Below are 12,782 nucleotides of genomic sequence, written 5' to 3'. Positions count from 1 at the left end.
TGAGCGTGAGGAAAGAAAGTGACACGACACGTCTCAACCTCTGTGGCATCAGCACGGCGGCATTCCGATCGGGGATCTCAAGCTCAGGTAGACGGCATTGACATAGGCGCCGTTGACCAGGCGGAACCATACGGAACTGGTTGCGCCTCCGCTTGTTCGGGGATCGCCGACCGTGTGGCACACCGCTCTCACGGTCGCGCCGTCCTTGAGGTCGTTGGGATTGAGTCGCTCGGCCTCGACGTATGGCGCCTCACGCTGCTTGACGCCACAGGTCCCGCCTTCGTCGCACGTCCCAACGATCGTCGCCAGCCAGTAAGGGACCTCCGTTGCGCTGGGCAGGGGACTACGAGTCGGCGTTACGGTTACCGTCTGCGTGTGCGTAGTGGGCTCGAGTGTGGGCGGTGTTGTGGTGGCGGGCCTCCTCGGGGACCGCTCCGTGGGGAAAGCAGGTTCGGTTAATGACGGGGTCGGCTGCGTAGTCGGCTCGGCTGAATCGGAATCGTCGCGCCCCAAGGCCACCAAAGTGACGGCGACTATGGCGGTTGCGACGGCGATCCCGACCACGGCCAGCCAAAGACTTGTACGCTTGTCACTTGGCTCGCCATTGCCATGAGACACATCGGTTTTGGGCAACGGCGCGGTGAGCCATCCGCGGCCGTCCCAGTACAACGTTCTGCCACCACCACCTGGATCCGGATACCAGCCGGGCGGAAGTGGCTCTGGGGGTCCCTGCTGCCCGGTCTTCTTGGCCGCGCGCTCGATTGGCGCCAGCGCCGTCGGCGCTGCTGCGCCGTGGGCCTCCGCGCTCCCGGAGACCTGTTCTCTGAATGCGGCCGCGAAGTCGGCGCACGTCGCGAATCGATGGTCTGGATCCTTGGCCAGCGCTGCCGCGAGCACATGGTCGAGCGACTGTAGTTCGGGCCGTAATTCCTTGAGGCTCGGCGGATCGGAGTTGAGATGCCGACCGATTACGACCGCGACGTTGGAATCACGGAACGGCGGTGCGCCTGTGAGCAGATGGAAGGCGGTAGCGGCGAGTGAGTACTGGTCGGCGCGACCGTCCATATCGTGGCCCGTCAACTGCTCCGGTGCGCTGTAGTCCACGGTCCCAACCGTCATGTTCGTATCGGTCAGACCGCTGTTGTCGTCCACAGTGCGCGCAATCCCGAAGTCCGATAACAGGATTCGTTGCTCTTCGTGACCGCTCCCATGGGCGAGCAAAATGTTCGACGGCTTGACGTCGCGATGCAACAGGCCCTTGGTGTGCGCATAATCGAGCGCCGAGGCGACCGCGGTGATGATCGCGGCCACCTTGTCGGCGGGCATGCCCGCCGGGTAGTTCCGGCGAAGAAGACTCGATGCGTCTTCCCCGTCGACGAAGTCCATCGACATCCACAATTGACCCTCGACCTCACCGCGGTCGTGCACACCCACAATATGCGGATGCCACAACGTCGAAGCCAAGTCTGCTTCGCGAAGAAATCGCTCTCGGAAGCTGGGGTCGGTCGTAACGTCGCCAGTCAATAATTTGAGGGCGTCCCGTCGAGGCAAGCGCGGGTGTTGGACGAGGTAAACCTCCCCCATTCCGCCGGCACCCAGTCTCCGCACGACCGTGTAGCCGGCGAATACCTGCCCCTCCCCCAGTGACATGTCCGGATCGTACCCAACGCTGCACAGCAAACCCACTGCTCGCCAACGCGCTCGATGTCGAGGCGACGGTCCTATCGGGGTCCGTCGACCTCGTAGGTCCCAGCGTCGTCTCGGAAGACGACTTGCACCTGCCGCGGGTTGCCGTTCAACGTCACTTGGCACGAGAAACTGTTGCCTTGCTTGACCTTTGGGTCCTCGCCGCCGTTGCATGCGACGTCGGTGACGGTGTTGGCGCCGTAACCGTTGATCGGGTCGCTCAGAATGCGAGCCACTCCGGCTTCAACTTGACGAACGTCCAAGACGGTATTGCCGTCGAAGTAGCCGAAGAGCCACAGCGCGACACCCAGCACTACCGCTTCGAATGCGAGGATCGCGGTGCCTGCCCAGAGAAGTAGTCGTCGCCGCGAGCGCTTCGAGGCAGCGGGCGGAGGGGATCCCGCCGTTGGTGGCTGCATCGGCGGGACAGGGCGGGGTGCGAACGGGAATTCGGAGGACGGCCGTGCTGGGGGGCTTAGAGGCCGCCCGTAGGGCGTCGGTGGATTCACGGGGCGTCCCCGTAGCGGCGCCCCTCCGGGGCGCGCCCACCAGGGTTGTTCGGGCGGACCGCTCATAGCCGAGTCTTCAGCATCGTTGTCCTACGAGAATCGTTGGAAGCACTCGTCGATGTCACTGGACAGGCCGAGCCGGTAGGCGAGAATCCGGGTGAACCCGGCCGGTGCGGGACGTCCGTGCACATCGCTCGCGACGAGAGGATGGGTCAACAAACCGGACACCGCCTCGTCGGCGTCACCCGGTGACAGCACGAAGTCGAAGCCGGACTCACTCGTCATCTGCCCCTGCGCCACCCCTGTCAGACATGCCGTCCGCAGCGCCGCAACCGGGGTGTCGAGATTGACGCCGCGCTCATGCTGGACCGCCAAGGCGTAACGGGAGGTCACCATCGACAACGCCGTGTTGTCGCCCTGAATCAGGACCTCGTCCTGCTCCTCGCTCTTGGGCTCGCCCAACGCACTCAGCTTGGGAAGATCGGCTTGAATCACGTTGGTGGCAGCGCAGTACGACGTCGGCGCCGCCGGCGAAGCACCAGGACAATCCACCTGCTCCGTGGACAGCGTGGGCGCTTCGGCGGGTTGATAGATGTCCTCGAGCACGGCCATGAGCTGCGAAAGGGTGTCCTCGTCGATGGGGCTGTCCAGCACGGGCTCACCGTAGGAGTCGTAGGTGAGTTCCTGCGGTAGGTCGCCTCTTCGTCGCTCGATCTCGGCCAGGTCGATCGCGGCACATTGATCCGCGCCCCCGGTGAACCCCAACTGAAAGGCGCTGATCCGGTCAAGTGCAGAACCGTGCGCGTCCCCGCCAGAATCCGCTGAAACCGGATCGCGTAGGTAGATCAAACCGGCAAGTACCCGGTTCAATCCATCGCCCGTACTCAGCGCAAATCGGGGGGAGTTCCCCGCGGCCACCCAGTGCATGTAGACGCCGGCCAAACAATCCGCTTGCTGCTCCTTCACCAAGACGTCCGTACCCAAGTCGGCCAGGCCGCTCATGTACTGCAAGGCATGTCCGTACTCATGCGCGAGGACGCCGACAACTCCCATCTCACCGAAGTACTCGATCGCCACAGGCACCAGGACACCCCGATCCCAAGCGATCAATCTCCTTGGGACGCAATACATGGCATTCACCAGCCCATAAGTCTCGCTGAGGCACACGGTTGGGCTGGTCGGATCTTCGGAGTCGTAGGACACAAGGTTGTCCACCGGTTCGAAGTCGCCGGGTAGGTACTTGGCGTAGTGCGCCTGCCAGAACTCTTCGATGTCATTCAGCGCCGACAGAGCCAGTTCATCAGCCGCACCGCGGTCAGTGTTTTCGACGGTGCCCACCGGCGGCGGCGAGCTCGGCTTCTGACCGCTCGGCCCCTCCGCCACCGGTAGGCCACCCACGCGGCCAGGGTTGAACAGCATCGACGTGGGGCGGCCGTCGACTTTGGCTGGTGCACAGCCGACCAGAAGGCAGAGCGCGGCAACCGTGACCGTCCACCGAACAGACATGGGGATCGCGCTCGGACCCACCGCTGCCCCCTTACGCCGACCCGGTCCTCCCGCCACTTTGCCGCGAGATTCGCTTCAAAGCGAAGGAATCACGCAACTCACCGCTGACGCTTTGCTAGACCTTGCATAAGTACCCGACAAGTGAGCAATTTCGACAATCGCTAGCACGAGGTTCAGAGAGGAGGACTGGTGGTTACTGGCGGCCCGCGCGTCGGCCAGATGTTCGGCCATTACAGGATCACCGGGCTGCTCGGCAGAGGCGGAATGGGTGAGGTCTATCGAGCAGAAGACACCAAGAAGGGCCGAACGGTGGCGCTGAAGATCCTTGCCGAGCAGTTCTGGCAGGACGACAGATTTCGCAGCCGCTTCCAGCGAGAGTCTCACGCCGCGGCGATCCTTCAGGAACCTCACGTAATCCCCATTCACGACTGGGGCGAGATCGACGGCCACCTGTACATCGACATGCGTCTGGTCGACGGCCAGACTCTGCAACAGCTACTCGCTCGCGGTCCACTCGATCCAGCGCGCGCGGCGGTCCTCATCAGCGGAGTAGCGGCAGCGCTAGACGCCGCTCACGCTGCCGGTATGGTCCACCGAGACGTCAAACCGCAGAACATCATCGTCACCCCCTCAGACTTTCCATACCTCGTCGATTTCGGCATCGCCGAGGCAAAAGGCGATAGCGGCTTGACCGCGACCGGGATGCACATCGGGACCTTTGACTACATGGCCCCAGAACGATTCCGGGACCAGGAGATAACACCGGCTGCCGACGTCTATTCGTTGGCGTGCGTGCTTTACGAGTGCTTGACCGGCGGCGCACCTTTCCAACAAAGCAGCCTCGAGCAGAAGGTTTCGGCGCATCTGATGGCGGCGCCGCCGCGGCCGAGCGCAATCAATTCCGCCATCCCCGCCGCATTCGATGAAGTGATTGCTCGAGGCATGGCGAAGGAACCCGATGACCGGTACGGAAGCTGCGGAGCCTTGGGGCGCGCGGCGCAACGAGCCGCTGACTCGAGCCATGCCATGGTCGCGGCGTCCGCCGACACCATGCACGCATTCTCCGTCGACGGCGGCCACGGCGCTCGAACCGCCGAGCGTCCGGCCGGTGCGACACCTCCTCGCGCTCCTTCGCCACCGGTCGCGTCGGCGTCCTCTTCACGACCGTGGTTGGTGCCCGCCGTCATCGCCGTTATCGGAGCTCTGCTGTTGGGTGGCATCGGCATCGTCATCGGACTCCTGGCGAGCCGCGGATCCGAGAGCCCGACCATTGCGGCACCCGACACACCTCGCCCGACGGCACGACAGACCGCCACCCGAACCGCCGAGCCCGACACACCGACTCGACCTCCAAGGCCTGCCGAGGATCCGCTTGGGGTCGGGTCACCACCGCCGCCGGCTGTGGCTGGACTCGACACGAGCAGAAGCCCACAGAGTTGCGAAGACGATTACTACCTCATGGACCGGTCCGGATTGGGCACCCGTTCCCGCCGGGGATCTAGGGAAACGTCCTGCTTATTCACCCAAAGCGTGCTCAAGGCCTATTGGACGACGTACGACAGTGCTACCCGCGAACCTCGAGAGGTATTGGCTCCCGGCGCCGTGGATTGCCGAACCGTTCTGGGCAACGGACCCCGCTGTGCAGGACCGGATTTCGTCGTGCACTGTGTCGCCCACCCCGGTGACGCGTACATCACATGTACCGGGGGACGAGATGCCGTCGTGTACTTGTACTAGGGACTAGGGCAGTTGCCTGCCGGTAACAGATCATCATGCTGACTGAGCCAGTCGGCTATCTGAGTGAGGACCCTCGCGCCGTCCTCGAAGGACCCCGACCTCGGCGTCGCCGCCACAGTTACGACTGCTGATCCCGCAGGCAGAGGGACGATGCCCATCTGACGGACCAAATAGGCGCCACTTTCTGACGGCCCCCAGCCGCCTTTGGACCGAACGCCCGGAATCACGGCAAGCCCCCAGCGCTGGCCCGGCTCGATCTCGCTCATCAGCGACATGATCGGCTCGTTCCGGACATCACAGACTGCGGACGAGAGGAACATCGCCTGGTTGGCGAGGGACCAGATCGTCTGGCCGAACGCGGTGAATTCTGGCCGGACCTTCTCGGACTCGACGACCGTGGGGTCCCCGGTCTGAGCCAATACGTCTTGCACTTTTTGCGCGGCGGTGGCCGGATCTCCGAGGCTCTGCCATATCGATTCGGCCGCCGCATTGTCAGATCGAGTGATCGCCGCCCGCATCACGTCCGTCACCTCCGGTGGATCAGCGGCCCGCAAGCCCGCGATCGCAAGTGGCACCTTGATTGTCGACCATGCTGAATCCACGCCCTGCTCACCGGCCGCAACGGGCGCCGGCCCTGTCCCGACTGGACGTACGACCACGCCTACGTCAGCGTCCAACGTAGCCTCGAGAGCAGCGAATTCCGCCTCGAACCGGCCGCTCTCTGATTGGCCGGCACCGTCGGGCAGCACCATCGGCGACGGCGCAGCTGGTAGCGAAACCGGAGTCGGTTTGGGTGCCTCGGCAGTGTTGCCTGCGACTGGCGGCGAGTCGGCGGAGAGGTGCCGTCCCACCGCGACGCCACCCACCACGATTGCCATCGCCGCCAGACCGATTACCACCAGCCGCAGAGGTGACGCCAATATGCGACGGCGCGGCTTCTTGGCACTGCGCGTCTGCACGGCGCAAACGCCGTTCGTATCGTCGGGCATCGTTCTCAGTATCGCCGCGTGTCAGCCGGAGTCGCTGCAGCAACGCTGTTGGCTGTTGATAACGACGCAGGTGTAGGCGAACGGACAGGTCAGCGGGCCGCTGAGCCGTACTCCAGCGCCGGTTCGGCCGAGTCGACCTTGCCGTTACTTGAAATCGTCAGCAGGCCGGGCTGCACGTCGTACCGCGCGCCGTCGGCCGGGTTGGTGGCGACGAACCCGCCCCCCACCGGTCGCGCGTTGTTGAGCTGCACGTTTGCACCGTCGCGCAGGCGCTCCCCGCGGTACTGATACGTGCCGGCACCCGTCTGGCAGATCACCGCCAGCGATTGCGCCGTCCGGATCGCCGCGACCGGCGTGCTCCCGGAGTCGCAGCGCGTGGTGTGCCCGATGAAGCCCTGCGAGTCCGTGCCCGACACCCCGGCGATCGGTGGCCCGCTGGTGGTGGGCGTCGTCGTCGTGGTGGTTGTCGTCGACGGTGTCGTGGTAGTGGTCGCGGACGGGGTCGTGGTCTGGGTCGTCGTCGACGGCGGCGCGGCCAGCCGCGTCTGCGGGGCCGACCCGCCGCCGTTGTTGCTGAACGCCAGAACGATGGCCAGCACCACCGCCGCGGTGAACAGCACGACCGTCGCCGCAACCAGCCCGACCTGCGTGGGGCCGAAACGCTTGCGATTCGTCGGTGGTGGCGGCTGCGGCGCGTACATCGGTTGATAACGCGTGCTCGCCGGGTTCGGGTCGACGGCCGAGAACTGGCGCGTCGAGGGGGCCGGCGGCGGTGGCTGTATCGGCATCGCGACCGGTGGGTGCTCGGCCGCAGCGGCGGCCGCCTTGGCCAACTCGCCGGCCGTCGTGTAGCGGTCCGTGGGCTTCTTGGCCATGCCGCGCTCGATGACCTCGTCGAACGCCCGGCTGATGCCGCGTCGCATGATGCTCGGCCGCGGCGGCGGCGAGAACAGATGCGCGCCCATGATCTCGCGCAGGTCGCCGGAGTCGTACGGCGCCCGGCCGGTCAGGCATTCGTAGAGCAGGCAGGTCAGCGAGTAGATGTCGGAGGCCGGGCCGCCGCGTTCACCGCTGATGCGTTCGGGCGCCATGTACGCACACGAGCCGATCACCAAGCCGGTCTTGGTGACGTTCGCTTCGCCCCCGCCGTGCGCGATGCCGAAGTCGACGATGTAGGCGAAATCGTCGTGGGTCAGCAACACGTTCTCGGGCTTGATGTCGCGGTGTACCAGCCCATTCGAATGCGCGGCGTCCAGCGCGGCCGCGACCTGGGCAATGATCGACACCGCCCGCGTCGCCGGCAACGGACCGGCGGTCCGGATCAACTCCTTGAGGCTGGCCCCCTCGACGAGGCGCATGTCGATGTAGAGCACACCGTCGATGTCGCCGAAGTCGTGAACCGGGATGACGTGCGGTTCCTGCAGGCGCGCGGCGACGCGCGACTCCCGCCGGAAACGTTCCTGGAAGGCGGGATCGGCCGCCATATCCGGACGCAGCAGCTTGATGGCCACGGTCCGTTCCTTCGCGGTGTCCCAGGCGCGGTAGACCTCGCCCATCCCGCCGACGCCGATCAGAGACTTCAGCTCATACGGCCCGAATCGCGTGCCCAGACGGGAACCGCCCTTCGGGGAGCTCACATGCCATCCTTTCTCTTCTCGACACCAGCGCAGCAATCAGTGGTGTTCCCGCAACGCCGTCCTACGTAACCCGCTCCCCGCAGCGGGCGGCCTGCCGACTCCGATGTCGCAGCAGCACAGGCGATTTCCTCAGTGCGCCAGGCTACCGATTATTTCGCTCGGCGGTGAACGCGACGGTCACCGCGTCGGCGACCTTCATCGCGCCCATCAGCATGGAGTACGGCTTGAGGCCGAAGTCAGAGTGCCGCACGGTGGTTTCGCATGACATATGCCACACATCGTCGAGGTCCCGCACGAGCACGTCGACGACCTGGTCGCGCGTCTTGCCGTTGATCTGCAGCGTTCCGGTGAGACGGTATCCGTCTTCGATCTTCTTGATATCCCTGGTTTCGAACTCGATGCGCGGAAACCGCTTCGCATTCAGCACTTTCAGCGCGTTCGACCGCGCGAGCGCCTTCTCGGGTCCGGTCAGCGGCGTCACGCCGCCCTCACCGCTGAGCACCTCGAGCGAGTCCACCTCGACCGTGAGCGCCACCTCGGCGGGTTCGCCATCGGACCATCCGGCCGTGGCATGCCAGGAGTTCACGGCGATGGTCAGGCGGTGACCCATCTTTGCCGCCCGGCCCTCGACACCGGTGCGGATCTCGAGGCGGCCCTCGGATTGATCCATGGTCCAGGTCTGAGCGTTCATGCATTCATTGTCGCGGCTCCCGAAAGTGATCGTGACTGTCGCAACCTCGACTAAGGCCTTTTGTCCCTACCCGTCGATATCGGGCGAACACGACACTTCAGTGGAAGTGAACGGAAGGACCGGTGAGCGATGACCCCGATCACGTGTCCGCAGTGCGACGAGAACTTCGATGAACAGGAAGTCCACTGGGTGACCAATGCCGAGGGCGGGATCATCTATCGCCTGCCCTGTGAGCACATGGCGGTCGGTACCTGGAAGGACGGCGTCGTGAGCTACGGACCCGAACACGTATGGGAGCGGCCGGTCGATCCCGTTCACCATCATCGCTATTTCCACGACCACCACCACAGCTTCATCGACGACCTGGACAAGATCCTCGAGGAGAAGCTGCACGAGGAGTAGCGCCGTTTCGTGACGTCTCCCCCGGGTACCTCCACGCGATGGAGTCAGCCCACTTCACCGACATCACCGTGTCCGTCGATGGCACCGAGCACTCCGTGCGCGTCGACAACCGCGTGACCCTGCTCGACCTGCTCCGCGAACACCTCGGCGTCACCGCACCCAAGAAGGGCTGCGACCACGGTCAGTGCGGGTCGTGCACGGTTCTGCTCGACGGCCGTCGCGCCACCACCTGCCTGGCGTTCGCGGTCGCCCACGACGGCGCCGAGATCGTCACCGCCGCCGGCCTCGGCGACGGCGACACCCTGCATCCCGTCGCCCAGGCGTTCCTCGACCACGACGGCTTCCAGTGCGGCTACTGCACGCCCGGCCAGATCTGTTCGGCCGTCGGCATGCTCGACGAGGTCAAGTCCGGCGCGCCCAGCCACGTCACCGACGATCTCGAGAAGCCGCCCGAGCTGTCCGCCGAGGAGATCCGCGAACGCATGAGCGGCAACCTGTGCCGGTGTGCCGCCTACCCCAACATCGTCGCCGCCATCAGCGAGGCCGCCCGATGATCCCGTTCGCCTACCACCGCGCCTCCAGTGTCGCCGACGCGGTCACCACGGTCGCCGACCGTCCCGACGCCGTGTTCCTCGCCGGCGGCACCAACCTGGTCGACCACATGAAGCTCGGCATCCTCGAGCCGTCCCTCGTTGTCGACGTCGGCCACCTGCCCCTCTCCGATGTCGACCAGTTGCCCGACGGCACCCTGCGCGTCGGCGCCGACGTCCGCAACAGCGACCTCGCCACCCACCCGGTGGTCCGCAGCCGCTACCCGGTTCTCGCGCGTGCGCTGTTGTCGGCGGCCTCCGGCCAGCTGCGCAACCTCGCAACCACCGCGGGAAACCTGTTGCAGCGCACCCGATGCGTGTACTTCCAGGACGTCACCACACCGTGCAACAAGCGCACGCCGGGCGAGGGGTGCTCGGCGATCGGCGGCTACGTGCGCTACCACGCGATCCTCGGCGCCTCGGAACACTGTGTAGCCGTGCATCCTTCGGACATGGCCGTGGCGATGGCCGCGCTCGACGCGTACGTCGTGTTCGTGGACGGCGATGGCGAACACCGCCTGCCGCTGACGGAGTTCCACCGGCTGCCCGGCGACCGGCCCGACCGTGACACCGAGTTACCGCCCGGCGCGCTCATCACCGCGGTCGAGATCCCTCCGCCCCCGCACGGCGCTCGATCGACGTACCGCAAGGTGCGCGACCGCGCCTCCTACGCGTTCGCGTTGACGTCGGTGGCCGCAGAACTCGTCGTCGACGACGGCGCAGTCACGAGCGCCCGCATCGCGCTCGGCGGCGTCGCCCACAAACCGTGGCGTGCCCGCCGTGCCGAAGAGATCCTCACGGGCGCGCCGGCCACCGAGGACTCGTTCCGCCGGGCCGCGGACGCTGAACTCGAGGATGCACAACCGCTGCCGGGCAACGAGTTCAAGGTCGAGCTGACCCGCCGCACCGTCATCGCCACCCTGACCGAACTGAGCGAGCAACGATGACCAGCCTCGAACCCCGCGTCATTGGCACGCGTGTCACCCGGCTCGACGGGCCCGCCAAGGTCACCGGCACCGCCGACTACGCGTACGAGTACGCCGTCGAGAACGCCGCCTACCTTCATCCGATCCAGGCCACCATCGCCAACGGCAGGATCACGACGATGGACTCGTCGGTGGCCGAGGCGGTCGACGGAGTTCTCGCCGTGCTCACCGCTTTCGACAAGCACCGGCTGGCCGACACCTCGAACGGCGACCTCACGATCCTTCAGGGACCGCAGGTGAACTACCGCGGCCAGTTGATCGGTGCGGTGGTGGCCGAGAGCGCCGAGACCGCCCGTCAGGCCGCGGCACTGGTGCAGGTCGAGTACGACGCTTCCCCGCACGACGTCGAACTGCGTGCCGACCATCCGAAGCTGTACGCACCCGAGCAGGTCAACGCGGGCCACCCGACCGACACCGCCGAGGGCGACGCCGAAGCAGCGCTGCGCGACGCGCCCGTCGTCGTCGACCAGACCTACTCCACCCCGCACGAGCACAACAATCCGATGGAGCCACACGCATGCATCGCGTTGTGGGACAACGAAACCCTCACGCTGTGGGATTCCACGCAGGGCGTCCACGTGGTTCGCAAGGAGATGGCGACGACGTTCGGCCTCGACCCCGAGAAGGTGCGCGTGATCGCGAAGAATGTCGGTGGCGGGTTCGGCTCCAAGGGCGCCCCGCACTCGCACAATGTGCTCGCGGTGATGGCCGCGCAACGGGTTCCGGGTCGACCGGTGAAGTTCGCCGTGACCCGGCAGCAGATGTTCGACTTCGTCGGATATCGCACGCCCACCATTCATCACCTGCGTCTCGGTGCCGAGCGTGACGGGGTGTTGACGTCGGTGAGCCACGACGTGATCGCCCAGACCGCCACGGTCAAGGAATTCGCCGAGCAGGCCGCGGTTCCCACCCGGATGATGTACGCGGGAGCGAACCGCAAGACGTCACACCGGTTGGCGGCCCTCGACGTGCCCGTCCCGTTCTGGATGCGCGCTCCCGGTGAGTGTCCGGGCATGTTCGCTCTCGAGGTCGCGATGGACGAACTGGCCGTCGCGTGCGGCCTCGACCCGATCGAGTTGCGTATCCGCAACGAGCCCGCCGTCGACCCCGAGACCGGCAATCCGTGGTCGGACCGCCGCCTTGTCGAGTGCCTGCAGACCGGTGCGCAGCGGTTCGGCTGGGCATCGCGCGATCCCGAGCCGCGAACCTGTTGTGAGGGTGAGTGGTTGGTCGGCACCGGTGTGGCGTCCGCGGTGTATCCCGCGATGATCCAGCCGGGTAACAGCGCCCGCATCGAATGCGTCGCTCGGGGTCGCTACACGGTCGCGATCGGCGCCGTCGACATCGGGACCGGCACGTGGACGGCGTTGAGCCAGATCGCCGCCGATGCGCTGGGCTGTGAGCTCTCGGCGATCGACCTGCAGATCGGCGACACCGATCTGCCCGCCGCGTCGGTCGAGGGCGGCTCGTCGGGTATCAGCTCGTGGGGGCGCGCGATCGTCGCTGCGGCACAACAGTTCCGGCACGACCACGGGGATCACCCGGACGTCGGCGTCACCACCACCGCCGAGGCGCCGGAGAACGAAGAGGCGCCGAACTTCGGGATGTATTCCTTCGGTGCCCATTTCGTCGAGGCACGGGTCAACCGGTACACAGGTGAGATCCGGGTGCCTCGGATGCTCGGCGTGTTCTCCATCGGGCGGGTGATCAATCCGGCGACGCTGCGCTCGCAGCTGATCGGCGGCATGACGATGGGGTTGTCGATGGCGCTGCACGAGGAGAGCGTGCGTGATCCCCGCTTCGGCCACATCGTCACGAGGGACCTGGCGACGTACCACTTCAGCTCGCACGCCGACGTCCCGGCGATCGAGGCGATGTGGCTCGACGACGTCGACAAGCACTCGAACCCGATGGGCTCGCGCGGCGCGGGCGAGATCGGCATCGTCGGCTCCGCCGCAGCCGTCGTCAACGCCGTCTACCACGCCACCGGCATCCGGGTGCGCGACCTACCCGTGATGTGTGACGCGCTGCTGGGTTAGGTCGGGACGG

At 66.0% G+C, this 12,782-nt stretch carries 11 protein-coding genes; 5 read left to right on the top strand and 6 right to left on the bottom strand.

Going from position 1 to position 12,782, the window contains the following annotated elements; genetic code table 11:
- Window positions 1-48: 48 nt before the first annotated feature.
- The 3 genes from RMCN_RS07880 to RMCN_RS07870 all read right to left on the bottom strand — a co-directional run bounded on the left by RMCN_RS07880 (window position 49) and on the right by RMCN_RS07870 (window position 3,701).
- Complete coding sequence (locus RMCN_RS07880; protein ID WP_084377271.1) at window positions 49-1,650, bottom strand: protein kinase domain-containing protein; 1,602 nt, start codon at window positions 1,648-1,650, stop codon at window positions 49-51.
- Window positions 1,651-1,721: 71 nt separating this feature from the next.
- Window positions 1,722-2,105 carry a DUF4333 domain-containing protein gene (locus RMCN_RS07875; RefSeq protein WP_084377249.1) on the bottom strand — a complete coding sequence of 128 codons (384 nt, stop codon included), beginning with the start codon at window positions 2,103-2,105 and terminating at the stop codon, window positions 1,722-1,724.
- Between the two features lie 180 nt (window positions 2,106-2,285).
- Window positions 2,286-3,701: a neutral zinc metallopeptidase gene (locus RMCN_RS07870; protein WP_067388338.1), complete on the bottom strand. Its 1,416-nt coding sequence runs from the start codon at window positions 3,699-3,701 to the stop codon at window positions 2,286-2,288.
- 189 nt (window positions 3,702-3,890) lie between these two features.
- Between RMCN_RS07870 and RMCN_RS07865 the strand changes: the two genes are divergently transcribed.
- Window positions 3,891-5,438, top strand: a complete 1,548-nt coding sequence (locus RMCN_RS07865) for a serine/threonine-protein kinase (protein WP_409366041.1) — start codon at window positions 3,891-3,893, stop codon at window positions 5,436-5,438.
- Here the strand turns inward: RMCN_RS07865 and RMCN_RS07860 are convergent.
- The 3 genes from RMCN_RS07860 to RMCN_RS07850 all read right to left on the bottom strand — a co-directional run bounded on the left by RMCN_RS07860 (window position 5,435) and on the right by RMCN_RS07850 (window position 8,755).
- Window positions 5,435-6,190, bottom strand: a complete 756-nt coding sequence (locus tag RMCN_RS07860) for a serine hydrolase (protein WP_234787608.1) — start codon at window positions 6,188-6,190, stop codon at window positions 5,435-5,437. The two genes, RMCN_RS07865 and RMCN_RS07860, sit on opposite strands and share 4 nt — an antisense overlap.
- A 326-nt stretch (window positions 6,191-6,516) precedes the next feature.
- Complete coding sequence (locus RMCN_RS07855; RefSeq protein ID WP_067388202.1) at window positions 6,517-8,064, bottom strand: serine/threonine-protein kinase; 1,548 nt, start codon at window positions 8,062-8,064, stop codon at window positions 6,517-6,519.
- A gap of 142 nt (window positions 8,065-8,206) precedes the next feature.
- On the bottom strand, window positions 8,207-8,755 hold the full coding sequence (locus RMCN_RS07850) for a YceI family protein (protein ID WP_067388201.1): 549 nt from the start codon (window positions 8,753-8,755) through the stop codon (window positions 8,207-8,209).
- A 129-nt stretch (window positions 8,756-8,884) separates the two neighbouring features.
- Here RMCN_RS07850 and RMCN_RS07845 point away from each other — a divergent pair, with 129 nt between their 5' ends.
- Genes RMCN_RS07845 through RMCN_RS07830 form a run of 4 tightly spaced genes read left to right on the top strand, consistent with a single transcriptional unit; the run spans window position 8,885 to window position 12,772 of the window.
- Window positions 8,885-9,157, top strand: coding sequence for a hypothetical protein (locus tag RMCN_RS07845; RefSeq protein ID WP_064415388.1), 273 nt, complete (start codon window positions 8,885-8,887; stop codon window positions 9,155-9,157).
- Between the two features lie 38 nt (window positions 9,158-9,195).
- Window positions 9,196-9,711: a 2Fe-2S iron-sulfur cluster-binding protein gene (locus RMCN_RS07840; RefSeq protein ID WP_064415387.1), complete on the top strand. Its 516-nt coding sequence runs from the start codon at window positions 9,196-9,198 to the stop codon at window positions 9,709-9,711.
- Window positions 9,708-10,694, top strand: a complete 987-nt coding sequence (locus tag RMCN_RS07835; RefSeq protein ID WP_064415386.1) for an FAD binding domain-containing protein — start codon at window positions 9,708-9,710, stop codon at window positions 10,692-10,694. The genes RMCN_RS07840 and RMCN_RS07835 overlap by 4 nt, the downstream gene beginning before the upstream one ends.
- Window positions 10,691-12,772 carry a xanthine dehydrogenase family protein molybdopterin-binding subunit gene (locus RMCN_RS07830; RefSeq protein WP_067388200.1) on the top strand — a complete coding sequence of 694 codons (2,082 nt, stop codon included), beginning with the start codon at window positions 10,691-10,693 and terminating at the stop codon, window positions 12,770-12,772. The genes RMCN_RS07835 and RMCN_RS07830 overlap by 4 nt, the downstream gene beginning before the upstream one ends.
- Window positions 12,773-12,782 lie beyond the last annotated feature (10 nt).

Source organism: Mycolicibacterium novocastrense (genome assembly GCF_001570485.1).
In the GTDB taxonomy this organism is placed as follows: Bacteria; Actinomycetota; Actinomycetes; order Mycobacteriales; family Mycobacteriaceae; genus Mycobacterium; species Mycobacterium novocastrense.
This window is presented reverse-complemented; position numbering and strand designations above follow the sequence as displayed.

Coding starts and splice junctions, on each gene's coding strand:
- RMCN_RS07880 (WP_084377271.1), bottom strand. CDS start 1,650: ATGTCACTGGGGGAGGGGCAGGTATTCGCCGGCTACACGGTCGTGCGG.
- RMCN_RS07875 (WP_084377249.1), bottom strand. CDS start 2,105: ATGCAGCCACCAACGGCGGGATCCCCTCCGCCCGCTGCCTCGAAGCGC.
- RMCN_RS07870 (WP_067388338.1), bottom strand. CDS start 3,701: ATGTCTGTTCGGTGGACGGTCACGGTTGCCGCGCTCTGCCTTCTGGTC.
- RMCN_RS07860 (WP_234787608.1), bottom strand. CDS start 6,190: ATGGTGCTGCCCGACGGTGCCGGCCAATCAGAGAGCGGCCGGTTCGAG.
- RMCN_RS07850 (WP_067388201.1), bottom strand. CDS start 8,755: ATGAACGCTCAGACCTGGACCATGGATCAATCCGAGGGCCGCCTCGAG.
- RMCN_RS07845 (WP_064415388.1), top strand. CDS start 8,885: ATGACCCCGATCACGTGTCCGCAGTGCGACGAGAACTTCGATGAACAG.
- RMCN_RS07840 (WP_064415387.1), top strand. CDS start 9,196: ATGGAGTCAGCCCACTTCACCGACATCACCGTGTCCGTCGATGGCACC.
- RMCN_RS07835 (WP_064415386.1), top strand. CDS start 9,708: ATGATCCCGTTCGCCTACCACCGCGCCTCCAGTGTCGCCGACGCGGTC.
- RMCN_RS07830 (WP_067388200.1), top strand. CDS start 10,691: ATGACCAGCCTCGAACCCCGCGTCATTGGCACGCGTGTCACCCGGCTC.